Below are 26953 nucleotides of genomic sequence, written 5' to 3'. Positions count from 1 at the left end.
CTGCTACCCGAGTCATTGGGCAACAGCGGCGTTATTGTCATTTTCTAATCCTAAGCATGGTTTTATACATTGTCATCAGGAGTCGTTCCTGTACCAGCTTCCTCATCATCGGAGGTTAGTTCCGCACCGATGACCCGAATGATGTCGTTCGGGTAAATATGTACGCCGCTCGCCTGCGCGAGAGCAATTCGGACCATAGCTCGTGCGATGAACGAAGCGGGGATAGCGCGGTAGGAAGCGAGCCTGCCTGTCATCAGGCCGTCTAGCGCCTTCATGACAACCGTGGCGGCGGCTTCACCAAAACGCCGTTCAGGCCTCGCTCCCAAAATGAGCGATGGACGGAACAAATGCAGTGCAGGCAGCCCGATCGCGGCAAGCGCCTCTTCAGCTTCACCCTTGGTGCGGTTATAAAACACACGTGAATCCGGATTAGCGCCCATCGCAGAGATTGCAAGCATTTGTACCGCTCCAGCTTCTTTGCCCAACTGGGCTGTCAGAACGGGATAGTCCAGATCCACCTGTCGAAATCGCTCCTTGGATCCCGCCTTTTTCATCGTTGTCCCAAGGCAGCAAAACACATCATCTACCCCTTCGAGGGCGAAGGTCGACTTCTGTGGTTGTTCCCAGTCGATTAACGCCTGCTCCAGCTTAGGATGTTTGATATCCAGTGGGCGCCTGCCCATAACCATGACGCGGGTGTATTCTTTTTGCACCAGCAGCTCACGTACAACATAACCCCCGACAAGCCCTGTGCCACCCACAACGACCGCTTTACGTTCCATATATACCTCCTAACGCTCCTTGTTCCCATGATTGCGATCAGGTTAATTTAAACGGCTGTTCGTCCGCCTCCTTGCTGTCGGACGGACACATAGGCAGGTACAGGGAAAAAGTACTTCCCTTGCCCTCTTCACTCTCCAGACGGATAAACCCGCCTAACAAGCGGGAAAAGTCACGGCTGATGGACAACCCCAGCCCGGTTCCACCATATTTACGATTAATCGAACCGTTCGCCTGCTGGAATGCCTCAAAAATAACATGTTGCTGAAGCTTGGATATACCGATGCCTGTATCTTTTACAGCAAATACAACCCAATCTCCCTCCTGGCCTTTTCGATCCAAATGCTGTGTGCTGATTTCCAGCAATACACGTCCTTTATGAGTAAACTTAAAGGCATTGGACAATAGATTGCGTAAAATTTGCTGTACTCGTTTGGAATCGGATCGGATTTCATCCGGTATATGTTCATGCACTTTCAAGTTGAATTCCAGGTTTTTATCCTTCGCTGTGACTTCAAAATGCATCATCATCCCCTGCGCAATCTCACGCACACTGACTGGCTCACTTACGATTTCCATGTGCCCAGCCTCGACCTTGGATAAGTCCAGAATGTCATTGATCAGTTGGAGCAAATCATGCCCCGAGGCATAGATTAGATCACTGTACTGGTATAGCTCGTCCTCATCCAGCTCTTTTCCCTGCTCGTTGATAATCTGTGCCAGGTTAATAATGCTGTTAAGTGGTGTACGTAACTCATGCGACATCGTTGCCATAAAATCCGATTTATACTGGGAAGCCATCATGAGCTGCTTGGCGCGTTCCTCTAAAATAACCTTTGCCTTCTGCAACTTATCACGCTGCTCTGACAATAACTCATTCGCCTGCTGAATCTGATAGTTTCGCTGCTGCTCCATCTGAAAATCGCGTAATATCAGTGCAAATAAAAAGCTGAGGATCACGCCGATAGGCAGTGTAAGAGGAACAACCTCTGCTACATAATAGCGCCAGGGAATGACGCCCAGGAAAGCAATATTTAACGTATTTACAATATTAACCGCTAAAATGGTTACGGATGCCTTAATAATCAAGCGCCAGGTGGAGCGGCGCATCCAGTAATTCAATCCGGCACACAATACACCCAAAATGCTCATATTCAGAAACCCGACCCACGCCGCCATATTCAGACCGAAAGTAAATCTTATAAGACCGATCGCTACCCCAATAATAATCAGCGTGTAGGAACGGGGATACACCAACGCTGCGATAATTAGCGGAACAAAACGCAGATCAAAAATAACGGTTTCATTGAAGTTAAAACCAAAGCAAGAGCTGACCCATCCGCCAAATACCACCAGCAACACCGAACTGATATATTTGAACCGCGTAGACGTACGACTCAAACCATATTTATAAATCACGTTCGCCACATAGGCAACAGCAATCAGCATCCCCAAATTCATTAGAAACATCATTGAAAATTGCATGGATTCACACTCCCATTGCGCAAGAAATTGGATGCCAGGCCTATGCTAGCCGATTTTGCCTTACTCGTACATCATAACATGAAGCCCCATCTTTCGACATATCCAAAGAGGCTTGCGTGTGTGTATAAAAAAAGCGAACCGCAACGGCTCGCCCTAGTGGGAGTATCTATAGAGTCAGCTTAGAATGCCTTTGTTCCGGCGCCACTCCTTGACAAATAATTCGGCAAAGTAAGGGTCCCACTGGGTTCCTTTACCCTCTTCCAATATCATAACCGCCTTCTCTTCCTTCATCCCTTTCCGATAAGGGCGATCCGACGTCATCGCATCATAGGCATCTGCTACGGCTATGATTCGCCCAAATAGGGGAATATCTTCCCCGGAGAGCTGATCAGGGTATCCCTTGCCATCGTAACGCTCATGATGAGAGCGCACCCCAGGCAGATAAGGGGCCATAGCATAAGCCGGCTCCACTTGCCGAAGAATACTCTCCCCCATAACCGGATGCATTTTAATCTGGTCAAACTCCTCGTCCGTCAGCTTGCCATCCTTAAACAGCACAGCGTCAGCCACACCGATTTTACCGATATCATGCAGCAAGGCTGTTTTACGCAGCAAGTCAAGGTCCGTCTCGCTCAAACCGCCCTTTCGCCCAATGAGTACAGAGTATTCAGCCACGCGCAACGAATGTCCTGCGGTATAGGCATCCCGCGCATCCAGCGCTGCAGCCAAAGTGGCAAAATAACTGTCTAATAGCTGACCGTTCTTTTCCTCTCGTTCCTTCAGGCCCTCGATCATCATGTTAAATCCTTCGACCAGCTCCGCAAATTCGTCTGAATACAAGTCACTGGCGTTACTGTTCAGGCGGCCTTCCTTCACTTCATTCATTTTTTCCAACAAGTGATGGATGGGCTGTTCGATCTCACGGGTCAGCAATCTTCCCCCTAGATAAGCAAAAGCTACACCAAATATTAAAATCGTACCCGCCCATGCCCAATAGGAGCCGGAATCCGTCGCTTCCAAACGTTCCAGCCGAATCTGTGTAGCTAAACAAAACAGAAACAGAGGAAAAGCACCAATTAACGTTGCACTTAACTGAAATTTATGCCGCAGTGATAGCAGAACTCGACCTCGCAGGGACAAGCTCAATCCATATTGCTGGTAGGTCCGATCCCGAATTTCCTCCAGTAGCGGTTTGATTGCTCTCATGGTCAGAAAAAATTCAACCAGTGCATGCATGGAAGCGACCAGACAAGCTCCTATACAGGCGATTCCTACATAATAAAAGGGAAAGGTAAGTTGTCCAGTATGTATCATCCATAATGCAATAACGGCTGCCGGGATAGAGAAGCCTAACAAATGCGGCCCAACAATACGCAAAACTGACAAATTAGGCAGATGGTGAACCCGAATGTACACCGCTTCTACATCCTTGAGCGTCTCCTGGTTTCCTTGAAAAAAACGATGAACAGGTCTTAAATGCATTCGAAACACTATGGTTTCACAAACAATCATAATGACGCTGGAAAATGCAACAATTTTGACAAGACCCAGAAGCTCATAGTGGGCTACATTTAACGTGGAAAATACAAAAATCATACATACCAGTAGTACAGCAATAAATGAACCTATAATATAGTTCAGGATAACATGCTGAATAAAGCGCTTATAGATCGGCAAAATGCTACCCCTCTTTTCATCCGTACGCTCATAAGATATCTTTGTATTCAATATCGGAGTCCAGCCGTCAAAAGTTAACCTTCTTGCTTGAGCAATTTGCATAGATCTTAGGAAAATAACACTAGCGAGCGGTCCGCATCGGATTGCGGCTTTCGCAGGGCACCTTGGTCTGGCAAAGTCCGCAGCCGGCACCCGATTTAGCCTCACCGCCGTTTAACACGGCCCACTTTCGGGATTCCTCACCATACACAAATTTCATGCAGGCGATTTTGTCATGACCACCTTCCTTGCTGATAGCCTGCACAGGGCAGCGAGTAATGCACACACCGCAAATGCCTTTGCTGCACAGCAGGCAGTTTCCGGTATGGCTCAGGTTCGAGGACACTCTGACATCAGGCGGCACCTGCAGATCCGTTACTACAGACAGCAGACGGATGGCAATTCCTTTCTCGGTGATAAAGCCATCGTTGATACTGAAGGTGCCAAGACCGGCTGCATACGCGATATGCCGTTCCGACCAGTTAGAGACCGGACCACCTGCGGCACCGTGGATGCTGTACCAATCCGTATCCAGCGGCGCCACTGCTCGGTAACCAAGCCCGATCAGATATCCCGCCAAATGCTGCCTTGCCGAACGCACAAAATATTCATCGCCAAAGGTCCGTAGCAGCGCCCACTCTCTGGAGGCTCTTGCTTTTTGCGCACGATTGGCCTTGCGGATCGTCTCACTGATCGGCAGCACAACACTGACAACGGTGCCTCCACCAAAACTTCCTGTGCCGAAGGTCCGTTCGAAGGCTTCCTGTGGCGTAGCATGGTCGGAGCCCACCACTGTTTTATACTGCTCAAACAAAGGATCATTGGCCTCTGCAAATTGAATAATCGGTTCCTCGTAGTACGGGCTCTGTAATTCTTCGCAGAAATTGCCCTTGTCTTCACTCACATAGGCTTTCATCTCGGCTGCGATAAGTTCTTTCATGTCCGGTACGGGCGTTACCATCCTGTCCACATCCCTCTTCTTAAGTTATTGTGAATTCTCTCGACTTCCTGGCGGATACCTGTTGACCGATGAATGGCTGCGTTACACATCCGAACCCTTTTCGTGTATATACACGAATAAGTCGGCATACCTCCCTTATTAGGCAAAAGCTAATCACAGTCGCAATTTTTCAATTTTAGATAACAGTGTGGTCAATATCTGCAAATCGGCACTTCCCAGTGACTCCTGTAAAAATAACTGCGCCTCCTCCCAGAGCTCTGCTGCATCGTTATATAGTTCTTTTCCACTCTCCGTCAGGGTAAGGCAGCGGTTCCGGCTTCCCTCGGCGGATGTATCCTCCACATACCCGCTTTGCTCCAGTGCCTTCAAATTGCGCACAAGCGTGGTTCGGTCGAGTCGCATCTCCAATGCTAATTCGCTTACGCTTACCGGTCCCAGTACCGTTAAATGCTTGAGCAGCGAAAACTGGCTGATATTGAGTCCGCTTGGAGCCAGATACTGGTCATACAGCCCTGTTACAGCCATCGAGGCACGACGCAGATTAATGCATGTGCAGACTGAGGGCGAGTTATTCTGTGATGTTTTTTTGTCTTTCCTTGAGGCAGTCATAGTTCTTAATTTCCTTCCATCTTTTCGTGTAACTACACTATTTCAAAATTCGGGTGCTTTGTCAGAGCAATTTATCACAGTCTCCATTCTCTGCAAATGCAAATGAGTCTAATTCATTGCAGAAAGTGCATTATTTCCAGTCTACAATCAAAAAAAAACCATAAATACCTTGCGTTTTAGAATTAAGCTTGTTATACTAATAAAGTATGTATTAACCCCATAGGATTCCACGCAAGAAGCTATACTCCTAATACCGCATGGAGCTTCTCCAAATTTTATGTATAACCCTAATGTAGAATTTTGAGCTTTTGCCGAAGATTTTCACATTCACACTGGCGCGGTCATCGGAGCCGCAAGGACGAAAGAGAGGTAGGGCTTTTGTCGTTTGGAAAATGAACAGAGGAATCAGACTGCCCCTTATGAACATGCTGACCATATAATGCAAGGTAGCAGGGGTTAAATATATATTATGCCGTCAAACGATGAAGTTTGAGCAGGCCGTGCAGTATACGCAAGCTGCACACATCCTCCGGATGATCCCCGGGGGATTTTTTATATACGGAAAACGTATCTATGAACAAAAAAGTGACCCTGCCGATACATCGACAGGGCCTATAGCTTGATCAAAAAGGGGTTAATAGGGTCATTATAGTCTTGCTTTCTTAAAACTAAATGATATGCACCTTAAAAACTCATTAATTTTCCAGCTATATATCGCTGCTAATAATTCGTCCAATATTCCGTACTACCAGACTGTATCGTTTGGGTAGTAGGGCGTCCAGCTTCCACTTGGGCAGGCTTGTAGGTGGAAGGACGCTCCCATCCTTCCAGTAACACAATATGCTGGGTACCTGTGTTATTTTCCCATGTGATATAGCGCTCTTGTTCCATATGCCGCAATGCGGCTGTAATTTCAGAATCTCGCCTACCCGTTTTTGCTGACAATTCAGCCATTGTAGGCATGTGGCGATGCTGGGCAAAATAATTATACAAAATACGCAGTAGCTTCCGTTCCAAATCCGGCAACATCATTATCCCTCCTGTAAAGAACATATGTTCCCATTATAACATATAAAAATGCACCCTCCTACTGGAAGATGCATACGGGCTTGTATGCCCATGCTGAATTTAGTTTTTTTCCTTCTCCTGACGACCGATAGAGCGCAACCACCAAGAGATTCCTCCAACACTTCCAAGTGCCAGAACCGTCAAGAAAATAATATAAAACAAATGAAATGCACGATCACTCATGGCAATCGCCTCCTCACTTTATGTATACACTTTCCAGCTAAGCCTGTAAACCTCTTTTTGACTTCACAATCACATTTTCGCCAAACATTTGACAATACATACTTGCTTGGGATGCATCGGTGCACACTTATTAAAAATGGTTAATATCAAATAGGAGACAGATCAAGGAGGTTATCGAATATGAAGTTTCTATTGATCGTGATCATCATTGTGCTAATCGTTGTTTTGCTCATGAGAAGACGTAGATGAACGAAAACATCCTGTATCGTTAACTAAGAATACAAAAAGGGCTTTCGGTACATCACCGAAAGCCTTTGTTCATCTGAGGTTAAGGCTGAACTACGCCTTGTTCCTTTTGCTATATTTAATAAAAGCAATCACAAGCGCTACAGCAAACAATATTCCGCTGACTACCCATGTGGTCAGAAACGCCATACCCAGACCGACATTAGCCCCCATGGTCGGGTGCTTCATAGCAGTAAACACCGAGCCCTGCATCATAAATATGGTACAGAACAAAACAATAGGTGCCAAAATAATCGTGCTTGCGGTCTTACGACTACCAGATACTGCAATCACACACAGAGCAGAAATCACCAAGATCACCCAATAGATAACTGCTTCCCAAATCGCTGAAGTGCCCACCTGTTCGACCTCTTTTCTATCCATCATATATGCCTCTTCTATTGTAACAGACGTCACACAGTGAACCAAGCCATAAATTTAATCAGAAAAGGGGTAAACCCTGCCGACAATGTAAATAATGTATGTTAGCAGACAGCCCTACATAGAAGAAATGAGAGGATTGGATCCCATGAGAAGTGCAAGTCCTTTTGTCATTGTAAACGATGTGCAGCAATCGGTTGACTACTACCAATCTGTTTTAGGCGGGAAAATCAAAGTACTGAACAAGCAAGAAGGCAAGCTTTTACATGCCGAACTGCACCTAGGTAGCAGTCATATCCATTTTTCCGATTCCTACGGTAAACCGCTGAAAGCACAGCATGTCCAAATCATTCTCGACTGTGAGAGTGAGGATGAGCTTAAACAGGCTTACTATTCACTATCAGAAAAAGGTACCATCACCGTAGAGTTACAAGATACCTTCTTTGGTGCGCTGCACGGCGAAGTAACGGATCATCTTAATCAGATTGGATGGGTGATGAACTATTTTAAAAGATGATCACGTTGAGCCATAACTGAATACGTTTTGTAGCCACCATCAACGTTCCTTACCCGATAGCCCGATTGGGTCAGAATTCTGGCCGCTAGATAGCCACGCAGCCCGACTTGGCAGGATACCGCGATCTCCAGATCACGAGGAATTTCCGACATCCGCTCTCTGATCTCGGCCAGAGGAATATGCATGGAACCTGGAACGGTTCCTCCCTGTAGCTCCACCGCATCCCGGACATCAATTACAAGACCACCATTGCGGTGGAAATCGTCAACTTCATGCCATTGTATCGTCTGGACCAGTCCATCCATGATATTCGAAGCCACGTAACCCGCCATATTCACAGGATCTTTAGCTGAAGAATAAGGAGGTGCATAAGCAAGTTCGATATCTGCCAATTCACGGACATTCAAATGACCGCGAATCGCCGTCGCAATAACATCAATCCTTTTGTCCGCGCCATCAGCCCCAACAGCCTGCGCCCCGTAGATCATCCCAGTCTCCGGATGAAAGAGCAGCTTCATCGAAATGGGTGACGCGCCAGGATAATAACCGGCATGTGAACCGGGATGAATATGAATAGCCTGATAAGGAACAGCCAGTCGCTGCAATGTTTTTTCATTGTTGCCTGTAGAAGCTGCGGTCAATGCAAAGGTCTTAATTACGGATGTTCCGAGCGCACCATCATAGGAAATCGCCTGACCATTAATATGATCTGCGGCCAAACGCCCCTGCCGATTGGCTCCCCAGGCCAGCGATACCATCGTTGCAAACCCATGATAGCGGTCTTTGACCTGGATGGCATCCCCTACCGCATAAATGGACGGATCACTGGTTTGCAGCTGAGCATTCACCTGAATGGCACCGCGAAAACCTAGTTCCAATCCGCATTGCTTGGCCAGCTCATTTTCAGGCACAACACCAATCGCCAGAATAACCAGGTCCGTCTGAAGCATCTCCCCGGAAGTCAAACGGAGCTGTGTACCCTGTTCTTCAAGAGCTGCGACTCCTTCCTCTAAACGCACCTCCACCCCGTTCAGCTTCACATGCTGTTCCACCAGTTTAGCCATTTCGGGGTCAAGCGGATTCAACAATTGTTGTCCCTTATCCATGATGGTTACTGCAAGTCCACGCTCCCGCAAATTTTCAGCCATCTCCAGCCCAACAAATCCGGCCCCGATTACCGTGGCATGCTTGGGATGCCTTTCATCTACATATGCCTTAATAAGGTCGGTGTCATGAATGTTTCTTAACGTAAATACATTTGTAGCTTCATATAATCCGGGAATATCCGGTATCATCGGTTTGGCTCCCGGCGATAATACCACAATATCGTATGGCTGCTCATCCGTCTCTCCTGTGATCATATCGCGGTAATGGACAAGCTTATGCTCGCGGTCTATTTGTATTACTTCTTTTTGTACCCGTACATCTATATTAAAACGGTCTCTAATGCCTTGAGGCGTCTGGAGAAACAGCTTCTCCCGCGCCTGGATTGTCCCCCCAATATAGTAGGGAAGGCCACAGTTTGCAAAAGAAACATGCTCACCGCGTTCAAATAGAATAATCTCGTCTTCCTCACTCCATCTACGCAATCTTGCCGCAGCAGAAGCTCCACCTGCTACCCCGCCAATAATAATTATTTTCCTTCCCAATTTCTTCCCCTCCTTATATACCATATGGGGTATAATATATACCTATGGGGGTATGTTGTCAACATACAAAAAAGGCGAAGGTTGCCCCCCGCCTGATCAAACTCTGAATGAAAACCGATCGGAATCAAAAATCACTTGCGAATGCTACAAAACTTCCCTATCTCACTGGGCCTAACAAGACGCCAACTACTGTTTGTTATTGTTGACTGGCCGTGATTGCCTGCTCCAGATCATACAAAATATCGTCTATCGCTTCGGTCCCAACAGATAAACGTAACAGCTCCGGTTTGACTCCGGCAGCCACCTGTTCCTCTGCATTCAGTTGCTGGTGAGTCGTGCTTGCCGGATGAATAATCAAAGACTTGGAATCGCCCACATTCGCCAGATGAGAAAACAGCTTTACATTCGCAATCAGCTTGCTTCCCGCCTGGCTCCCGCCTTTGATACCAAAGGTCAGAATTGCCCCTTGTCCTTTTGGCAAATATTTTTGGGCTAACTCATAGGATGGATGGCTCGGCAATCCGGCATAGCTGACCCACTCCACACCCTTGTGACTTTCGAGATATTGCGCTACCTTCAGGGCATTCTGACTATGTCTTTCCAGCCGCAGATGCAATGTTTCCAAGCCTTGAAGCAGCAGCCATGAATTGAACGGAGAAATGGCTGCTCCCAAGTCACGCAGCAATTGCACCCGTGCCTTGATAATGTACGCAATAGGTCCCACCGCCTCGGTGTATACAACCCCATGGTAGCTCGGGTCCGGCTCAGTCAGTCCTGGAAAACGGCCACTCGCTTTCCAGTCAAACTTGCCGCTGTCCACAATCACTCCGCCAATAGACGTACCGTGTCCGCCAATGAACTTCGTTGCCGAATGCACAACAATGTCCGCTCCATATTCGATAGGACGCAATAAATAAGGGCTCGGGAACGTGTTGTCCACAATCAGCGGAATACCAAATTCGTGCGCAATCGCAGATACTGCTTCCACATCCAGCACATTGCCCTGTGGATTGCCAATCGTTTCGGCAAATATGGCCTTCGTTTTATCCGTAATGGCATGACGGAAATTCTCCGGATCATCCGAATCGACAAAATGCACCTTAATACCCAATTTAGGCAGTGTGGTAGAAAACAGATTATATGTACCGCCATACAGGCTGGAGGCTGATACAATTTCATCTCCAGCTCCCGCAATGTTCAGAATGGAGAAGGAAATCGCCGCCATTCCCGAAGCTGTGGCCAACGCACCAGCCCCGCCTTCCAGTACGGCGATCCGTTGTTCGAACACATCCGTAGTTGGATTCATCAGACGCGTATAAATGTTGCCGAATTCTTTCAGCGAGAACAAATCAGCCGCATGCTCGGCATCCCGAAATCCATATGAAGTGGTTTGGTACAACGGAACGGCGCGGGAAAAGGTAGTAGGATCAATCTCTTGTCCGGCATGGACAGCGAGGGTTTCGAATGACAGCTTGCGTTCTTCTGACATGATTATTTCCTCCCTTGTTATACGTGCTGTATGAATCGTCTCTTCCTGTATGCGTAGTCATGGATGATTTTTCAATTATTCTCGCACAAAAAGGACGATTTGGGAAGATAATTCTCATTATTCAGGTAGGATAATATTATTTTATTTGAAGTATCAGGTTTCGGATCGGAAAGTTTTGCCCAAATGCTCACCCAAACCAAAATAATGGCGAAAATTATAGATGAGTGGGCTCCACTTTGCCGGATCAATATGATTCTCACCGAGGATGATATCCTGATGAACATGCACCTGAATGGCTTGGGTTTCGACGATCGCAAAATAAGGAGAATGGTCAGGAATCCGGGCCTCCTTCACCTTGGCTTCGATTTGAATAGGGCACTCCCTGATCCGAGCGGGCTTGACCCTATTCGAGTCAATCGCAGTCAGTCCGCTGATCTCATACTTATCTTTTTGATGTGTAAATCCATGTTTCTCTTTTTCCACTGGAACGGGATTCTTACCTGTAAAAGGAGCCAAACGCTCTACATTTTCCCACATGGAAGGCCCAGGAACATTGATTACACATTCGGAATGCCGCTCCATATTTTCTAATGCTTTGCCACCTGTTCCAATGCCTAGTACCACACAATCTCCTAATGCCCACGAGGAGGAAATAGGGCTAATATTGGTCGTTCCATCCTCATTCAGCGTGTTGAGTAAAATCACAGGGGTTCCGTAATATAAAATGCTAGGGGTTATCGTTTTTATACTTGGGCTGTAGTTCATCTGATTTATTTGATTCATTGGGTCCATTTTCTCTTCTCCTTCTGTTCAGATCTGCCTCCTTATTGTAAAATGTAAACATTTCAACCTTCATCGAAGTATGGATTACAAAGGGGGATGACCGTGCCATGAGCACCAATTCAAATGTAGCCATGATTGCTTCTCTCGTCAGTGAGCCTTCCCGTGCAGCCATTCTCACCGCTCTATTAGACGGCAGATTTCACACGGCAAGTGAATTAGCCCATATGGCAGGTATTAAACCGCAAACCGCCAGCTTCCATCTGGCTAAAATGACCGAGGCACAAGTCGTTACCGTAGAAAAACAAGGTCGGCACCGTTACTATGGCATTCAAGACCCCGAGGTTGCCCAGGTGATGGAGTCACTTTTATCCATAGCTCCACCTGTTCCAATCAAGTCATTCAAACAAGCCTCCGAAAACGAGGCCATACGGTTGGCAAGAACTTGCTACGATCATGTTGCGGGTCATTTAGGCGTACAAATCATGAGTTTTTTCATTCAAAGGGGGATTCTTTCCGAGGATCAGGACGGACTTCATATTACCCAACAAGGAGAGATTTTCTTCGCTGACTTTCAGATAGACCTCAAGAACACAAGACAAAAGCGTCGCTCCTTCTCACATAAATGCCTGGATTGGAGTGAACGACGCCATCACCTTGCCGGTGCTTTAGGAAGTGCTCTTCTGGACAGATTATTCGAATTACATTGGGTCGAGCATCTGCCCACAACCCGAGCGATACGCATTACAGCCGAGGGTAAAAGAGGTTTTAAAGAGGTGTTTTCGATAGAGATCGGCTAGATAACCATAGTCTAATGCTTTTCTTGTTCTGTATTGGATGTTATGACCGGAGACAAGGACCTTTGTTTTCTGGTCAATGGCCGGACATAGGCATAATTGTTTTTTGGAGCCTTTCCTTTTGCCACACCTGCCTTATATCCTCCAGCAGCAGCCGGAATGGCAACCAAGGTTCCATAGGTTCTCATCGCCCGTTCAATTGGGAAAGATACAGAGCGCGTTCCATCGGTAGATCCGGCAAAATGAACCGCGGCTGCATAATTGTTCAGCCGGTCGTTACTGTCATTCAGCCATACGGAACCCGAATCTCCAGGCCCAGTTCGTCCCTGGGTAAAACGAATGACGGTTTGATCACGGAAAGTCTTGATTCCCGAATCGCCCCTCACTCTTTGCTCCACGCCAATCGCCTCCACAACTCCTCTGGCGAAGCCATTTGTTTTAGCCATTCTTTTAAACGTCATCCCCAGACGATAGCTCAATAAGTGCCCAGGTACGGTAATGAGACCACCACTTTGGTTAATCAGATACCTCGGATTAAGCAGGCTATTTGAATTGGCAATAGCTATGGCAGAGTCCTGAAAGTTAACACCTGTCGTGGTAAGCGGGACAAATTGAAAAGCTCTCCCGATCTGATCCGCCGTTCTACCCCCATCTGCCGGAGAAGGCTGAATGGTATTGTGAAATTGGCTTGTATTCGTTGGGACTAGAACATGGGCATTACTCAAAATAAACAAAGTATTATTCTTAATAACAATGAGTCCTCCGGTCCCTCCTGCAGTGGTGGGAACCGTTGTTCCTACACTGACTGCACCGGGCACGGGGCGCCATCTTTGGCGAGGGTTCGTTTGGGTAGGCGTGGCCGCTTCCCTTTTGAAGGAACCCACACCTAAAATTCGGATAGGTACCGCAGAAGCCCGACTTATATTTTGGGTTACTGCTTGTAATTTGGTTTGCGACACAGCCGAAAGATTTCTCAAGGTGTATAACACAATCGCCGCACCCTTTGCCGGTCTATTGGGATCAGCATAACCTACTCCAATCCCTGTTACTCCGTTTCGCTTTAGCATCGTTCGCCAAATCCGACTCTTCAACTTGAAAGCTTGATAAAAGGTAGCCACAGCCACATGCATCTCCTTTTCATCATAGTCAATGATGTATATACCTATGACTAATCGGCACATCATGACTGTGCGTTTCCCCAGAACAGTGAAAAAGGTGTGGGCTAGAAGCAAACGACTGCTTTTATTGATCAACCTTCCTGAAGAACTCTACCATTTCGTTAAATGATTGCTGCGCTGAGTGTACGTGATATCGGGTAGAGTAGGGGTCACTGAATCCGTGCTGTCCGTTGAATTTATGTACCCGGATATTATAGTTGTCTAAAGTTGAAATGAGCTCATCCACATTAAATGATTTTTCTTCCTGTGGGAAAAAAAGCAGTGTTGGACAATGTGGAGTTATTTCCAAATAATTTCGAATACGAGAGCCATAGTATCCTACGATTCCATCAGCATATTTTTCTTTGCTACACAACCAGGCAATCGTTGCCCCGATGCTAAATCCGACGATAAATATCTTTTTATAGCGAGCTCGAATACTTAATAATACACTTTCGATATGATAGGAAGCGCGTTCAAATCCTACACTCCCCATAAAATGGGCATAGGCCGCCTCCTCTTGCGAATAGTCAAAAGGCGTTTCTTTGCCTATTAAATTTGGACAAATGACGTCATAACCCTGACCCGATAATAAACTACAAAAATTTTGTATATGCTGGTTAATCCCATAAATCTCATGCAGCACGACAATTAGGGTGTCCGATTTTTTATCTATGCTTATCATGTTGCTCCCCCAAACAGGTTTGAATATGGTAAAACAAATCCTCCGGATACATATATTTATACTTAGCGCCACTTCTAAGGATAACCGGTTGAACAGTTCAATGGATACAACCAGTGCTGCTCGAATATACGCTCCTCGAGCACTTGGTAAGCATTATTCATACTTTCCAGCCTCCCTTTTTTAGAAAATACTATATCCAATATGATCATTTCGCTATATATTTTTGGTTACAATTTAGAGAAATGCTTCTCATACACACACTCATCAAGTCAGTTTCTGCATCCTCATCCTCATCCTCTTCCTGTGATATAATTCCTTCAATATCATCGTATGAAAGGATGGTGCAGATGTCGGAACAGCAAGTATACGTCCGATTCCCAGAAGAGGTGGACGTCACAGAATTGACAGCGATGTACAGACGCAATCGCGAGTTCTTTGATAAGTTTTCGCCAAACCACCAAGAAGAGCACTATACGGAGGAGCACCAGCTCCAAACGATTATTAAGAGTAAGGCTGACATGATGGAGGATCGGAAATATTCCTTCGTGGTATGCCACAAGGAGGACGACCGGATTATAGGCAGCATAGGTCTATCGTTTGTGGTGAGGGGACCCCTTCAGAGCTGTATGATCGGATACAGCCTAGACCAAGCTTATAACGGCAAAGGTTATATGACGGAGGCGGTGAAGCAGGTGGTTCGCTACGCTTTCGATGAACTAAAGTTTCATCGGATCGTCGGAGAAGCCTCCCCTCGGAATCCAGGATCCATCCGTGTGCTTGAGAAGGCTGGCTTTCACAAAGAAGGCATTTCTCGAAGCAACGTAAAAATTAATGGAAAGTGGGAGGACCATCAGGTTCTGGCGATTATAAATCCGGCAGAGGATATCTAAGTTTAGTGAACGCTAGTAGAGCCGAGAGGTGTAGTAAATACCGGAGGATCGGAGTCAGAATTAACGGCAGCCAATAATATTGGACAACCTAACAGAATACGTTAGTGGAATAACAACAGCGGCAGTCTAAGACTTTATTTTTAAGTCTTGGTCCGCCGCTGTTTGATTTTTTTGCTCAATCTAAAACTTTATTTCCAATGCACATTTTACAGAAACTGTATTCGTTTTGTAGGGGGATCTCAGTGCATAATTTCATTCTTATTCACCTTGACACCGGATAAGGACTGATCAAACATATCGAGAATAAAAAGGAAACGCTCAGCCTCACGAAATACATGATCAGCTAATAAAGGATGGATAATGCTTTTTATTCGACACTCGTCGATCAAATCACGCGCTGTTTTCTTAAAATCTCGCAAGGACTTCACAGAGATACGGTTTTCATCCACAAATTGACTCAGAAGTGGAACCGTCTGCGACTGTGGGCGCATATAACTTAAATCAATCGCTTGAAACATCAGTGTATCAAAATCATTACTAAACTCCCTAGCTTGTTCAACCAGTTTACGTTCGGAGGGATCCAGCAGATGGCCTATGAATTTTGCGTGATCGGCCATAATTTTTAAGAAAAATACATTTTCGTCAATAATAGCATCAGGTAAGGGTTCAAGCGTTCCTAAATTGAGTTCCCCTAAACGATTTCTGAAGTAATTTGCTTCCCGGCTTACATGATCTACCAGTAAGGGGAAATTGGTTTGCCCAGGAAGTTTGCATTGTAATATAAGGCCCAATACCATTCTCTTAAATGCCCAAATATTCGTCGCCGCATTCTGAACTTCCGTATTAAACTCTCTAATTGTATAAGGATCTGTGTCAGTCTTAAATTCATACGATCTTTTCTCAATATCCTCGAAAATGGCGTAAAACCGATTGGCTTCTGTTTTAAGCTGAGTATCTTCTGCTCTAAAACCTAACCCCAGAAAAAAGGAATGCTCCTTCATGATCCTCGACCAAAACCGTATTTCATCTAATGAACGCGCCACGAATGCATCCAATCATATCCCTCCTCTATGTGAGCCAAAAAGCACCTACTTAGTCATATGGGATATGCCAGGTCATTATGATTATCAAAGTTCCACGTCTTATACAAATCTAATTTCGAAAATTAAGCTATTGAGACTCGTATCTAATAACAACATCAAATAGTATATTATAGAAAATAATAGAATATTGAATTTCGGAGTTTATCAATAAAGTAGCTTGTACTATTAAATCCTATTAGATAGGCGACATCCGTGACATTAGATTTTAATTGTTGTAGTAAAACTATGCTTTTTGGGGATTCGATAGTCAGGCACGGCGGCTCAATTGACCAGTTCGTGTGCAATATCGTCTAACAAGATTTTCTCAGTATTATGTACATGGACTAGCCAACTTTCACAAAATGAAAAACCCCTCCAAGATAATTAACGAGAGGGGCTTTCTTCCTTTGTAATCTGCTTTGCAGCGTCTATAGCGCTCGCTTAAAATTTTTCAGGGAACTGTTTGACAATGCCTTCTGTCAGGATGTCCGCTAGGTGAATCATATGGATCTCATTTTTATCGGTTGCTGCAATATCTGCTTTCCAATCTCCTTTGAGACAGTTAAGGACTATTTCCGTAATCAACTGAAGGTGCGTGTACAGCATATCTTGTAGTGTTTTGAACTGCCAGTTCGGATTCGCTTCACTTAAAAATTTGGCAATATCGTCGGCGTTTGCATGCCAATCCGCATCTAGCTTTTTCATATCCGCCTGATTGCCCGCTTTGGCAGCGGCTACAATTTTTCCTGCGATCAGAATATGCTCTCTCAGAAGATCAGCCAGCTTATTACCGGCAGCTTCCCCATAATAAGGCTTGATCACATTGCCTATATCCTGCTGGTTCCGTAAAAGCCGGTCCAATACGTCCTTTTGGTCTGGGCGATTAGATATGGCGCTGACAATATAGCTTCTCGTCCATATCGTATGGTCGATCCATACCTTCTGCATATCTCCTTTCAGTTGCACCATTTTGGGACTTAGGCAAGTGGTACCCTTTTCCTCACCCGCCTTCGCTTGCGCGACTACTACCGGAGTCATGCTAAAAACGAGCGCCAAGGTTAACGACAATGCCAGTAACCATTTATTTTGCATATTCATCTGCTCCTCTTACGTTTGGAATAAACAGGCTGTCTTATTATGGTTGAAGTATACGATTCTATGCGCAGGAATATTTATAGCTTTCAGCCGTTACCATCTAACATGCTGTTCACCCTTGTAACGATCTTATAAAAACATGATTTCGTATTTCAACACACAAAAAAAGCCTGCCGGCGCTTAGCCAGCAGAGCCCATGATTCCATGGTCCAAGTAAAAGAAGCAATGCTGATGAACGAGCTACGTCCTGAAGTAGCCGTATACTCGTTTCGATGCTAGATCCTTTTGGAGAATAGGCCATGCCGATGGGCATAACTTATTTTGCCCGGTGGACCGTCAGGTTGACCCGATTCGTCTCACACATAAATGTGGAGAGATGAACAGGCTCATCTTTTGCGTCAAAAGCAATTTTCAATATCCGGAACAAGTTCGCTCCAATATCACATTCAAGCAATTTCGCATAATCTTTGGTCGCACCAATTACATCAATGATCTTATCATTGCTCACGATCTCGGTGTTATAATCCTCCGACAGAATCTTGTAAGTCGATTCTTTCATTGCGATCTTCTTTTCCAAATCTGGAAACCGGGTGAGTGAATAATGGGCTATATCATAGAAAAGCGGGCGGTCATCTACATACATCAACCGTTCAAGCTCCAACACAGGGCTGCCTTCTTCAATATGAAGATGTCCAGCCACCTCTTCAGACGCCGGGATTACTTCGCTTCTTAATATCCGTGAGTTTGGAATCATGCCCAGCTGGTGGCTGAACTCTGAGAAACCGCTTACGGATAACAGTTCATTATGAAATTTGTTGGAGGCCACAAAGGTGCCTCTACGAGGAATTCGCGTCAGGGTTCCTTCCCGCACGAGTTCCTCAATCGCTTTCCGTATGGTGATTCGACTTACACTATACGTATCACAGAGCTCTGCTTCCGTTGGAATCTGTTCATCCGGTTTGTATCGTCCGTCCTGGATATCGTTCTTCAACATTTGCCTGATCTGCATGTACAGCGGCTGGGGGGTTGAAGGATTCAAATTCATGGTAAATTCATCCTTATCCATCAATGATTATAATAAGTATTATACATTGATGATCATCTCCAGTCACCATGCACCGAAATAACCTATCGTCTTCCCAGCTGTGATTGCCCCAAGCTCCAGGCAGCTCTCGACCGAAAGCCCTTTCAATCGACCGTAAATGAACCCGGCAATGAAGGAATCCCCAGCTCCCATCGTATCCACAACGTTCACCTTACCCACGCCGTGCGGAAAGAATTGTTCCCCGTCGTAAGCAAGCGAGCCGTTCTCTCCCAAGGTAGCCACAGCAATCTGCGCTCCTCTTTGCTTGACCTCTACCAAAAGTTGGCGGATATAGTCATCATCCTGAGTGTACGAAAAGAATGTATAGTCTACATATGGCGTTAACGTCTGTACCCGATCATCCTGCAGTTGATCTGAAAAATCAAAGGAAGTGATCAGGCCCTTTTCCTTAAAGAGAGGAAAGTACGGATCGGCATGGCCCCATATCCCCGAGTGGACGAGCTGATAATGGCCAGCAAAATCGAGCTCTTCTGCTGTAAGGAAGAACTGTGCCATAACTCCCTCGTCGTAATCGCCGAACTTCCGGTCATTCTTCACCATCTCTACGTGGGTTACCGCTGTTTTTCCGTCCTTTTTTGAAATCCGGGAAGTATCCACGCCCTTGTCCTGAATAGCCTGGATCATGATCTCCCCATAAATGTCGGTGCCCACCCAGCCCAGATAGGCCGTCTTTGCACCCATTTCAGTTAAATAGACGGCCACATTCACCGGATTGCCTCCAGGATAGGCTTTGCCGCTTGCTTGATAGACATCCATGCAGTTATCCCCGACTGTAATGATTCTCATCCTGCTCCCGCCTTCCCTGCTATTAAAGAATGAGCACTACAAAGTAGTGCTCAAAACAATGTATCAATATAGAATGAACTAGAGACTGTGTATCTTAATATTCCATTTGGCGATAGTATCTTCTAAGTGTTAACGGATGATTTCTCTCACGCTCTAGGTAGGCGCTGATACGACTTAGTACAGACCAGTTGATACTTACGGCAAAATGCTTTCTGAACTCCTCGCTAATGCCTTCCATGGCAAAGTCTTTGGTATCAATAATGGTCAGCTTCTTCGTAATCTTCTCGGCGAATCTCTCCACCCGATCCATCAGAGGTCTTGTCTCATCTTCGCCTTTCAGCAGAATAACACTGGTATCTTCAACCACAAGCTCAAGCGTGCCATGGAAGAATTCCGCCGCATGAATCGACTTCGCATGAATCCACTGCATTTCTTCCAGGATACACATCGCGTAGGAGTACGTATTCCCCCACAGGTTGCCGGAGCCAACCATCATATGATAGTCAGTATCTTTATGTTCTTTTGCAAAAGCTTCCGCTTTAGGGTCAAAGGTCTTGACTGCGTCCAGAATCGCACGCGGCAATAAGGCAACTTCCTTCGTGAACTGCTCATATTGAGGGAACTCATTGTTGTTATACATGAACCGGAACACAACCATGTACAAGAGCATGAAGAATGTATCGAAGGAATGTTTCTCCGAGCCAGTAGTGATGCAGTGATCTACAATTTTGGTTAACGGAGTGTCCCTTTCTGCCACAAGTGCAATCGTAGTCGCTCCCCGTTCCTTACAGAACTCGGCTGCCGCAACGGTCTCCTGCGTGGTTCCCGACACAGATGTAAAAATACATACGGAATCCTTACTGAAATGTCTGTTGTTCATCACCATAAACTCAGCGGCAATCGCCGCATGCACATCAATGGTCGAGTTTGATTTAAGAATATACTCATAAGGATACATCATCGCAATTGTGCCACCCGCACCAATCAGAAAAATATTGCTGTACCCTTTCTTGGCAATCCCGTCTACAATCTCTTCAATTTGTCCTCTAAAGGCCAGGCCCTCTTGCTCCACAAGCTTAAGGAATAACTGTTCGTCAAAATTCAACATTTACGTTCCCTCCCTAATACTGGAGCGGTTCCTCTCCAATATCATCCAATTTTATTTGTTATATACAGTAGTATAACCAGGCAATACAATTAAAACAACTCTTTTTGTAAAATCTGAAGGAAATCAGTAAGTTAGAGTTCGCTCCCTTCATTTCATCCGGGCTAAATGACTATATTGCTGCTGTCATGACTGCTTTTAGATCCATACTTCTTCTCCCAGTAGTAATACACAGGCAGACCCGTTGCGATGACTATCGCCGCGGCAATCATGCCCTGCACTGGAGCCCACGTAAAGGTTCCCCAAGCCAGCCATCCTGCCCCAAGGATAGCCAGAATAGTGGTTACTCTCCACATTGGCATGCGGTAAATCGGGTTATAATCCTCTCTCTTACGGCATTTATAGACTGCGGCAAAATCCATAATGTTAATGACCAGCTGAATCAGGGTGAAATAACCAAGCAGTTCGGTTAAATTGCTGAAGAACACAAGAATACAGGCCAACGTAACCTGGGCAATGATCGAGAAGCTTGGTGTTTCGAATTTGGGATGAACTTTCGCAAAACGCTGAAAGAACAGGCCATCCTTCGCCATGGCATACTCCAGGCGAGGCTGAAACATAATGCAAGAGCTCAAGGAACCCAGGATAACAATAATCGCGGTAACGGCTACAAAGGATGAGGCCATACCGGATAATCCGGGAATATACTTGACGGCGTCGGACACAGCGGAGCTGGAACCCATCAGTTTATCGAACGGCATTAAGCCAGTGACACATACCGCAAGCAGCGTATATAGACCCAATACAATCAGTACCGAACTAATTAATGCCCGAGGGAGAACTTTCCCTGGATTTTTGAATTCTCCAGCCATAAAACAAATGGCGGCCATTCCCGTGTAAGCCCACGTCGTGGCAGATACGCCACCGATTAAGCTTGAACTTGTCGCTCCTGCGGCGGGTGTGTAAGCAAAGTTGTCAAAGTTCATGTACATGAGGCCCAACACAATAACAATCAGGAAAGGGATGATTTTGACAGCCGTAATAATGACTTGAAAACTACCGCCTGCCTTGACACTTCGGTAATGGATGGACGTGATGATCAAAATGATTGCTACCCCTAACAGCTTGCCAGCAATTCCAACGAAAAAAGGGAAGAAGCTCGCCAGGTATGCAACAATGGCCAGAGCCATAATTGAAATGGACGGAGGATCGAGTGCCCAGAAGGTTGCCCATCCGTATAGAAAGGCCAAGGGCCTCCATCCTGCTTTATTCAAGTATACGTAACCGCTTCCATTTTGCGGGTAGGCAGTCGCCAATTCGGCCAACACCATGACCTGCGGAATCGCAATAACCCCACCAATAATCCAGGCTAGAATTGAGATCGAGGGCATACCCGCAGCTTTTGCGACATCACCGGAAGAGACAAAGATTCCGGAACCTATCGTAGTTCCAACAGCGATGGCTAGGGCCGACCAAAAGCCCAGTTTTCGTGTAAGTGAGTCATTACTCATAACGAGTTCCTCCAAATCAAGGTGATAAGAATTCCATTCCCCTTATTTTCCTGACCGATTCCCTAAGTGCTTCCTGCGGATTCTGATAATAATTGAACCCCATAATCTCTAGTGTACAAGCTCCCTCGTAATTATGGCTCTGAAGACTGGTTAGATATTCCCGCCAATTCAGCACCCCATCATCGAGAGCCAGATGCGCATCAGACGAGCCGTCACCGTCGATCAGATGAAAATGAACCATCTCCGGGAGTAAGGAGAAATAATCTTCGGGTGTCTCGCTAGCGAGCTGCATCGCTACGGTGTCGATCATCCCTTTTAATGACGGGGAACGGATCTCCTCCAACATCCTCTTGATTCCCTTAGCATCGATAATAAGATTCGATTCGAATCGGGTCAGAGGCTCCAACGCTAAAGTCATCCCTTCCTTCTCAGCCACCCTGGATATCTGATAGATGGAGTCGCTCGCATATTTCCATGATTCCAATTGCGGTACAGCGAAGTCTCCTATTCCTGAAGTCACAAGCATCATATCGGTCTCCAGCTCCAGCGCCGCGTACAGATTATCTATGAAGTAATCGATGCTCTTCTGCCGTAGCTGGAGGTCAGAAGCGGCAATATTGAAGGGATAGACACACTGTTCCGGCGTATAACAGACGACCTTCATGTCTCGGGATTTCAGCTGCTGCCTCACGTGCCTCAAGTTGCCAAGAACATTCCGGTAGACGTATAAATGAGGCTCGCCCGCCCACAGCTCGATGTGCTCAATCCCAAGCTCGGCGACTTGGTCCAAGAAGTGCTCGAAAGGAAAATACCTGTACGTAATATTCATTCCTGCAATCTTCATCTGCTTCACCCTCTCTCATGTAAGCGCTTTTAATTGTTATGTCTTGTATTATAACTAGTAGTCACAAAGGTTTCAATGTCTTTTTGAAAATAAATTAAAAAGTCATTCAGCCGGTTTCTATGTGGATTGCTCAGCTCCTATAGGAGCAAAAAAAGCAAGCCTCAACGAGTACATTTGCTCGTTTGGCCTGCTTTTTTTGTCCTGTCCAGGGATTAAGTGCTCTTGTAATCGCGCCCACATTACTTTCGCTGAAGCACTGGCTTACTTATCATACCCCTTATACCTTACACTTGAGATGTGGGGCGAATTACGATCTCATTCACATCAACGTCAACCGGCTGCTCAATCGCGTACGCAATGGCACGGGCAATCGCCTCCGGTGGCAACGCGAACTGGTCACGAGACTCTTCGAGCCGGGCCCTCACCTCCAGATTCGTCACACCTTCAGCGAAATTCGTCCGAACCAAACCGGGTGAAATGATCGTTACCCGCACCCTATCACCGGCTTCCTGTCGCAAACCCTCAGAGATGGCGCGGACAGCGAATTTCGTGGCAGAATAAACAGACTGGTTCGGTACAGTTTTATGTCCTGCTGTAGAAGCAATGTTGACGAAATGTCCGGAACCCAGCTTGCGAAAGACAGGCAGTGCTGCGGCGATGCCGTACAAAACACCTTTAATGTTGACGTCGATCATGTCCTCCCAATCCTCAACACGCAAGTCGTCAAGGGGAGAAATCGGCATCAAGCCGGCATTATTCACGAGAACGTCAATCGTGCCGAATCGCTCACATGCCAAATGGATGAGCTTGGTTACGTCCTCCCGCCGTCTGACGTCTGTGCTAGCATACACGACTTCACCGCCAACCTCCGCGACGCGGGCCGCAAGAGCTTCAAGGCGCTCAGGTCGCCGTGCCCCAAGTACGACTTTTGCCCCATGCTCAGCCAGTAAAAGTGTAGTTGCTTCACCAATCCCACTGCTTGCACCCGTAATGACAACAACTTTATCTTTGATTCCGGACAGGGTTGCATTCTGGATTAATCTCATTTCCGAATCCTTCTTTCATCTGGAAATTTGTCTTTCGCCTTGAATTATAAGAAATATCAAAATAAAGCAGATAGACGATTCATACGCGTTCCTTGCCTATTCCTGTCCGGTTTGAATTACAATATTCATATCAGATTAAATGAAAAAGGATTGGTGAATAAGTTTGAACCAACTCATTACGGAGTTAGCTAAGCAAATAGCACGGCATACGCCTAAGGATGGTTTACACCAAACAGCGATTCCAGAGCTTTGTTTCAGGCGCGCATCCGCGGAGTCGAAACCGACGCATACCCTCAACATGCCCTCTCTTTACATAATTGCCCAAGGCTCTAAAACTGCCACATTTGTCGGGGAAAGCCTCATGTGCGATTCGTCCAGTTATATGGTTGCATCCGTACATCTACCAGTGATTGGGAAAATTACTCATGCTTCTCCACAGTTGCCGTACCTAAGTTTACAATTAACACTTAGCCCTGATGTCATTATAGATATAAGCAAGAAATCTAGTTCGCAGAAAAAGGGAGTCACGGGAAGGGGCATTTTGGTTAATCCGTCCACTTCCTTTCTTTTAGATGCGATTCTACGCCTCGTCAATCTTTTAGATTCACCCACGGATATCGAGATACTAGCTCCACTCTACATCCGGGAGATATTTTATCGTGTGCTGGAGGGAGAGCAAGGAGCGTTACTCAGGCAGTTCGCCGTGATCGGAAGCTATGCACAAGGTATTTCAAATGCAATACATGTAATCAATCGTGACTATTCTGAACAGCTAGTCATTGAAGAGTTAGCAAAAAAAGTGAACATGAACCCAACAACCTTTCACAAGCACTTCAAAAGAGTAACGGGAACAAGCCCCCTTCAGTATCAAAAGATTATTCGATTGCAGAGCGCACGTCGACTGATGCTCACGGAAGGCTACGATGCTGCAACGGCAGGATTTCAGGTCGGTTACGAAAGCCCTTCTCAGTTCAACCGAGAATACGCTCGCTTATTCGGACGCCCACCGATGAGAGATATCAGTCATCTACGTGACATAGAACTACCATCCCAGCTAATTTAGAAGTTTACCAACGTCAGGCAGATGAGTCAGCTGATGATGATGTCTTTTATCTGCCTTAAATAGAACATAAATAGCCCATCGCCCTGTAAATTGGAAGTAAAGAAGCACTGCCAGTACACTGTTAAGCTAACGGGCATCTCCACAATAAACATAGCTGCAATGGATTGATATGCGACCATCTTTTGACAAGAACAGTACATATAAACTGTGGAATAGCAGCATATTACAGTTGACCGTTATCTAGAAGGGAACTGTATTGCTATGGTTGACAAGTTAAAAAAATGGCTGTTTAAACAGCCTTCACGATCTAAAAATGGCAGCAGCCCTAAGCCAGTTGATGATGAAAAATCGACTGAGTTATCCAAGGAGCTGAGTGGCACGCTTAAGGACAACGTGACCCTGCTGAAGCAGGAAATAGGACATAGCACGGATTTCATTCTTCGTTGTTTGAACGATAAACAGGGCAATCCGGTTCTCGCTGTAGGTTTTCTTCAAGGCCTGATTGATCAGCAAATTTTAACGACACTGCTGGAGGAACTTACTGCAGGTATTCGAAATGGGAATCTCTCTGATCGTAATGTTGAAAGTTGGTTGATGGATCGTATTCCTATTGGGGGCATCACTTGCCTTAAAAATGAGGAAGCACTTATCCATGCCGTTCTTTATGGACAGGTGGTTCTCCTTGTCGAAGGCAGCACCAAGGCCTTTGCTGCTTCTATGAGCGGGGGGGCTAAAAGAGCGGTTGAGGAGCCAACATCGCAGACAGTAATTCGCGGCCCTAAAGAGGGGTTTACAGAGGATATATCCACCAATATCGCACTCCTCCGGAGAAGGATCAAATCAACTGACCTCCACTTTGATTCTCGAATTATCGGATCATACACGCAGACGAAGGTATCGGTGGCATTTATTCGAGGCATAGCAGATCCGGAGGTAGTTAAGGAAATTTCCAGACGATTAGATTACATCAACACGGACAGTATTCTCGAAAGTGGATATATCGAGGAATTTATTCAAGATGGGGTATGGACACCTTTTCCAACTATATACAACACCGAACGCCCGGATGCTGTAGCAGGGGGCTTGCTTGAAGGGCAAGTAGCGATATTGGTTGATGGGACCCCATTTGCCCTGATTGCTCCCGTAACCTTTTTTCGTTTCATCTCTTCCAGTGAGGACTACTACCAACGTTATGATCTGGCATCTTTTCTTCGGATCGTTCGGATGGCATCCTTTTTCTTGGCATTGCTATTACCCTCGTTCTTTATTGCAACAACTACGTTTCACCAAGAAATGCTGCCTACAACACTGCTTATCACTTTGGCTGCACAGAGAGAGAATACACCATTGCCAGCCCTACTTGAGGCAATGCTAATGGAGCTCACCTTCGAAGTTATCCGCGAAGCAGGAGTACGAATGCCGCGTGCCGTAGGGCCTGCAATCTCTATCGTTGGGGCTTTGGTTCTTGGACAAGCTGCCGTTCAGGCGGGTTTGGTTTCCGCTGCTATGGTGATTGTGGTATCATTCACAGCCATCTGCAACTTTGTGCTACCTGCCATCAATATGGCGGGAGCTGTTCGTTTACTCAGATTTGGACTCATGCTGTTAGCGGGTTTGTTTGGATTATACGGCGTTTTGGCGGGCGTGGTTCCCATCCTCGTTCGATTAGTATCTATGAATTCGTTTGGCGTTCCTTATATGATGCCGCTAGCACCTTTCTATAAGAGCAATATGAAAGACCTGTTTGTGCGTGTACCTTGGTGGAAGATGAAGAAACGGCCGAAAATGATTGGGGATGTCAATCCAGTAAGACAGGCAACGGAACAGGAATCATTTGCAGAACAGGCAGGGGAACACGGCCGAGATCCTATGGCGTAAGGAGGA

At 46.0% G+C, this 26953-nt stretch carries 26 protein-coding genes; 5 read left to right on the top strand and 21 right to left on the bottom strand.

Features of this window, described 5'->3' with window-relative positions; all coding sequences use genetic code 11:
• Positions 1-62: 62 nt before the first annotated feature.
• The 8 genes from EGM68_RS03100 to EGM68_RS03070 all read right to left on the bottom strand — a co-directional run bounded on the left by EGM68_RS03100 (position 63) and on the right by EGM68_RS03070 (position 7474).
• Positions 63-782, bottom strand: a complete 720-nt coding sequence (locus EGM68_RS03100; RefSeq protein WP_129548629.1) for an NAD(P)H-binding protein — start codon at positions 780-782, stop codon at positions 63-65.
• 37 nt (positions 783-819) lie between these two features.
• Positions 820-2265, bottom strand: coding sequence for an ATP-binding protein (locus tag EGM68_RS03095; protein WP_129548628.1), 1446 nt, complete (start codon positions 2263-2265; stop codon positions 820-822).
• Between the two features lie 174 nt (positions 2266-2439).
• A complete protein-coding gene (locus EGM68_RS03090; protein WP_025676220.1) occupies positions 2440-3942 on the bottom strand; it encodes an HD-GYP domain-containing protein in 1503 nt (500 codons plus the stop codon).
• Between the two features lie 121 nt (positions 3943-4063).
• Complete coding sequence (locus tag EGM68_RS03085; protein ID WP_025676221.1) at positions 4064-4942, bottom strand: (Fe-S)-binding protein; 879 nt, start codon at positions 4940-4942, stop codon at positions 4064-4066.
• A gap of 153 nt (positions 4943-5095) precedes the next feature.
• Positions 5096-5551, bottom strand: coding sequence for a MarR family winged helix-turn-helix transcriptional regulator (locus EGM68_RS03080; protein WP_129548627.1), 456 nt, complete (start codon positions 5549-5551; stop codon positions 5096-5098).
• A 720-nt stretch (positions 5552-6271) separates the two neighbouring features.
• Positions 6272-6580: a LexA family transcriptional regulator gene (locus tag EGM68_RS03075; protein WP_013369168.1), complete on the bottom strand. Its 309-nt coding sequence runs from the start codon at positions 6578-6580 to the stop codon at positions 6272-6274.
• 99 nt (positions 6581-6679) lie between these two features.
• Positions 6680-6802 carry a hypothetical protein gene (locus EGM68_RS26355; RefSeq protein ID WP_255305280.1) on the bottom strand — a complete coding sequence of 41 codons (123 nt, stop codon included), beginning with the start codon at positions 6800-6802 and terminating at the stop codon, positions 6680-6682.
• Positions 6803-7141: 339 nt separating this feature from the next.
• Positions 7142-7474, bottom strand: a complete 333-nt coding sequence (locus tag EGM68_RS03070; protein ID WP_013369166.1) for a hypothetical protein — start codon at positions 7472-7474, stop codon at positions 7142-7144.
• 142 nt (positions 7475-7616) lie between these two features.
• On the opposite strand from EGM68_RS03070, the gene EGM68_RS03065 reads away from it, so the two are divergent.
• Complete coding sequence (locus EGM68_RS03065; protein WP_025676223.1) at positions 7617-7985, top strand: VOC family protein; 369 nt, start codon at positions 7617-7619, stop codon at positions 7983-7985.
• On the opposite strand, the gene EGM68_RS03060 is transcribed toward EGM68_RS03065, so the two are convergent.
• The 3 genes from EGM68_RS03060 to EGM68_RS03050 all read right to left on the bottom strand — a co-directional run bounded on the left by EGM68_RS03060 (position 7970) and on the right by EGM68_RS03050 (position 11915).
• Positions 7970-9634 carry a CoA-disulfide reductase gene (locus tag EGM68_RS03060; protein WP_129548626.1) on the bottom strand — a complete coding sequence of 555 codons (1665 nt, stop codon included), beginning with the start codon at positions 9632-9634 and terminating at the stop codon, positions 7970-7972. The two genes, EGM68_RS03065 and EGM68_RS03060, sit on opposite strands and share 16 nt — an antisense overlap.
• A 196-nt stretch (positions 9635-9830) precedes the next feature.
• Complete coding sequence (locus EGM68_RS03055; RefSeq protein WP_129548625.1) at positions 9831-11123, bottom strand: homocysteine synthase; 1293 nt, start codon at positions 11121-11123, stop codon at positions 9831-9833.
• A 153-nt stretch (positions 11124-11276) separates the two neighbouring features.
• The gene (locus EGM68_RS03050; RefSeq protein WP_129548624.1) at positions 11277-11915 is read right to left on the bottom strand and encodes a flavin reductase family protein; all 639 of its coding nucleotides are present in this window, start codon (positions 11913-11915) and stop codon (positions 11277-11279) included.
• Positions 11916-12013: 98 nt separating this feature from the next.
• Between EGM68_RS03050 and EGM68_RS03045 the strand changes: the two genes are divergently transcribed.
• Entirely contained in the window at positions 12014-12703 is a 690-nt protein-coding gene (locus EGM68_RS03045) for an ArsR/SmtB family transcription factor (RefSeq protein ID WP_129548623.1), read from the top strand.
• Between the two features lie 11 nt (positions 12704-12714).
• Here EGM68_RS03045 and EGM68_RS03040 read toward each other — a convergent pair whose 3' ends face one another.
• Both EGM68_RS03040 and EGM68_RS03035 read right to left on the bottom strand, forming a co-directional pair.
• On the bottom strand, positions 12715-13884 hold the full coding sequence (locus EGM68_RS03040; RefSeq protein WP_013369160.1) for a hypothetical protein: 1170 nt from the start codon (positions 13882-13884) through the stop codon (positions 12715-12717).
• A 58-nt stretch (positions 13885-13942) separates the two neighbouring features.
• The gene (locus EGM68_RS03035) at positions 13943-14542 is read right to left on the bottom strand and encodes a dienelactone hydrolase family protein (RefSeq protein WP_040102258.1); all 600 of its coding nucleotides are present in this window, start codon (positions 14540-14542) and stop codon (positions 13943-13945) included.
• A gap of 347 nt (positions 14543-14889) precedes the next feature.
• Between EGM68_RS03035 and EGM68_RS03030 the strand changes: the two genes are divergently transcribed.
• Complete coding sequence (locus tag EGM68_RS03030) at positions 14890-15432, top strand: GNAT family N-acetyltransferase (RefSeq protein WP_129548622.1); 543 nt, start codon at positions 14890-14892, stop codon at positions 15430-15432.
• A gap of 239 nt (positions 15433-15671) precedes the next feature.
• Here EGM68_RS03030 and EGM68_RS03025 read toward each other — a convergent pair whose 3' ends face one another.
• The 8 genes from EGM68_RS03025 to EGM68_RS02990 all read right to left on the bottom strand — a co-directional run bounded on the left by EGM68_RS03025 (position 15672) and on the right by EGM68_RS02990 (position 24006).
• Positions 15672-16487: a DUF2935 domain-containing protein gene (locus EGM68_RS03025; protein ID WP_129548621.1), complete on the bottom strand. Its 816-nt coding sequence runs from the start codon at positions 16485-16487 to the stop codon at positions 15672-15674.
• A 468-nt stretch (positions 16488-16955) separates the two neighbouring features.
• Positions 16956-17606, bottom strand: a complete 651-nt coding sequence (locus EGM68_RS03020; protein WP_206099041.1) for a glycosyltransferase — start codon at positions 17604-17606, stop codon at positions 16956-16958.
• 319 nt (positions 17607-17925) lie between these two features.
• The gene (locus EGM68_RS03015; RefSeq protein WP_129548619.1) at positions 17926-18654 is read right to left on the bottom strand and encodes a GntR family transcriptional regulator; all 729 of its coding nucleotides are present in this window, start codon (positions 18652-18654) and stop codon (positions 17926-17928) included.
• A 63-nt stretch (positions 18655-18717) separates the two neighbouring features.
• A complete protein-coding gene (gene frlD, locus EGM68_RS03010) occupies positions 18718-19500 on the bottom strand; it encodes a fructoselysine 6-kinase (RefSeq protein WP_040102266.1) in 783 nt (260 codons plus the stop codon).
• Positions 19501-19594: 94 nt separating this feature from the next.
• On the bottom strand, positions 19595-20608 hold the full coding sequence (locus EGM68_RS03005; protein ID WP_019685995.1) for an SIS domain-containing protein: 1014 nt from the start codon (positions 20606-20608) through the stop codon (positions 19595-19597).
• Between the two features lie 161 nt (positions 20609-20769).
• Positions 20770-22116, bottom strand: coding sequence for an amino acid permease (locus EGM68_RS03000; protein ID WP_129548618.1), 1347 nt, complete (start codon positions 22114-22116; stop codon positions 20770-20772).
• A gap of 16 nt (positions 22117-22132) precedes the next feature.
• Complete coding sequence (locus tag EGM68_RS02995; protein ID WP_129548617.1) at positions 22133-22960, bottom strand: TIM barrel protein; 828 nt, start codon at positions 22958-22960, stop codon at positions 22133-22135.
• Positions 22961-23244: 284 nt separating this feature from the next.
• Positions 23245-24006 carry an SDR family oxidoreductase gene (locus EGM68_RS02990; RefSeq protein WP_129548616.1) on the bottom strand — a complete coding sequence of 254 codons (762 nt, stop codon included), beginning with the start codon at positions 24004-24006 and terminating at the stop codon, positions 23245-23247.
• A gap of 163 nt (positions 24007-24169) precedes the next feature.
• Here EGM68_RS02990 and EGM68_RS02985 point away from each other — a divergent pair, with 163 nt between their 5' ends.
• Both EGM68_RS02985 and EGM68_RS02980 read left to right on the top strand, forming a co-directional pair.
• A complete protein-coding gene (locus tag EGM68_RS02985; RefSeq protein ID WP_129548615.1) occupies positions 24170-25069 on the top strand; it encodes an AraC family transcriptional regulator in 900 nt (299 codons plus the stop codon).
• A gap of 261 nt (positions 25070-25330) precedes the next feature.
• Complete coding sequence (locus tag EGM68_RS02980; protein WP_090739144.1) at positions 25331-26947, top strand: spore germination protein; 1617 nt, start codon at positions 25331-25333, stop codon at positions 26945-26947.
• Positions 26948-26953: the final 6 nt, after the last annotated feature.

The organism is Paenibacillus sp. M-152 (assembly GCF_003856555.1).
Classification (GTDB): Bacteria; Bacillota; Bacilli; order Paenibacillales; family Paenibacillaceae; genus Paenibacillus; species Paenibacillus polymyxa_C.
This window is presented reverse-complemented; position numbering and strand designations above follow the sequence as displayed.

Coding starts and splice junctions, on each gene's coding strand:
- EGM68_RS03070 (WP_013369166.1), bottom strand. CDS start 7,474: ATGATGGATAGAAAAGAGGTCGAACAGGTGGGCACTTCAGCGATTTGG.
- EGM68_RS03075 (WP_013369168.1), bottom strand. CDS start 6,580: ATGTTGCCGGATTTGGAACGGAAGCTACTGCGTATTTTGTATAATTAT.
- EGM68_RS03095 (WP_129548628.1), bottom strand. CDS start 2,265: ATGCAATTTTCAATGATGTTTCTAATGAATTTGGGGATGCTGATTGCT.
- EGM68_RS03050 (WP_129548624.1), bottom strand. CDS start 11,915: ATGGACCCAATGAATCAAATAAATCAGATGAACTACAGCCCAAGTATA.
- EGM68_RS03055 (WP_129548625.1), bottom strand. CDS start 11,123: ATGTCAGAAGAACGCAAGCTGTCATTCGAAACCCTCGCTGTCCATGCC.
- EGM68_RS03080 (WP_129548627.1), bottom strand. CDS start 5,551: ATGACTGCCTCAAGGAAAGACAAAAAAACATCACAGAATAACTCGCCC.
- EGM68_RS02990 (WP_129548616.1), bottom strand. CDS start 24,006: ATGAGATTAATCCAGAATGCAACCCTGTCCGGAATCAAAGATAAAGTT.
- EGM68_RS26355 (WP_255305280.1), bottom strand. CDS start 6,802: ATGAGTGATCGTGCATTTCATTTGTTTTATATTATTTTCTTGACGGTT.
- EGM68_RS03085 (WP_025676221.1), bottom strand. CDS start 4,942: ATGGTAACGCCCGTACCGGACATGAAAGAACTTATCGCAGCCGAGATG.
- EGM68_RS02995 (WP_129548617.1), bottom strand. CDS start 22,960: ATGAAGATTGCAGGAATGAATATTACGTACAGGTATTTTCCTTTCGAG.
- EGM68_RS02980 (WP_090739144.1), top strand. CDS start 25,331: ATGGTTGACAAGTTAAAAAAATGGCTGTTTAAACAGCCTTCACGATCT.
- EGM68_RS03015 (WP_129548619.1), bottom strand. CDS start 18,654: ATGAATTTGAATCCTTCAACCCCCCAGCCGCTGTACATGCAGATCAGG.
- EGM68_RS03000 (WP_129548618.1), bottom strand. CDS start 22,116: ATGAGTAATGACTCACTTACACGAAAACTGGGCTTTTGGTCGGCCCTA.
- EGM68_RS03045 (WP_129548623.1), top strand. CDS start 12,014: ATGAGCACCAATTCAAATGTAGCCATGATTGCTTCTCTCGTCAGTGAG.
- EGM68_RS03040 (WP_013369160.1), bottom strand. CDS start 13,884: ATGATGTGCCGATTAGTCATAGGTATATACATCATTGACTATGATGAA.
- EGM68_RS03065 (WP_025676223.1), top strand. CDS start 7,617: ATGAGAAGTGCAAGTCCTTTTGTCATTGTAAACGATGTGCAGCAATCG.
- EGM68_RS03030 (WP_129548622.1), top strand. CDS start 14,890: ATGTCGGAACAGCAAGTATACGTCCGATTCCCAGAAGAGGTGGACGTC.
- EGM68_RS03005 (WP_019685995.1), bottom strand. CDS start 20,608: ATGTTGAATTTTGACGAACAGTTATTCCTTAAGCTTGTGGAGCAAGAG.
- EGM68_RS03035 (WP_040102258.1), bottom strand. CDS start 14,542: ATGATAAGCATAGATAAAAAATCGGACACCCTAATTGTCGTGCTGCAT.
- EGM68_RS03020 (WP_206099041.1), bottom strand. CDS start 17,606: ATGCAAAATAAATGGTTACTGGCATTGTCGTTAACCTTGGCGCTCGTT.
- frlD (WP_040102266.1), bottom strand. CDS start 19,500: ATGAGAATCATTACAGTCGGGGATAACTGCATGGATGTCTATCAAGCA.
- EGM68_RS03100 (WP_129548629.1), bottom strand. CDS start 782: ATGGAACGTAAAGCGGTCGTTGTGGGTGGCACAGGGCTTGTCGGGGGT.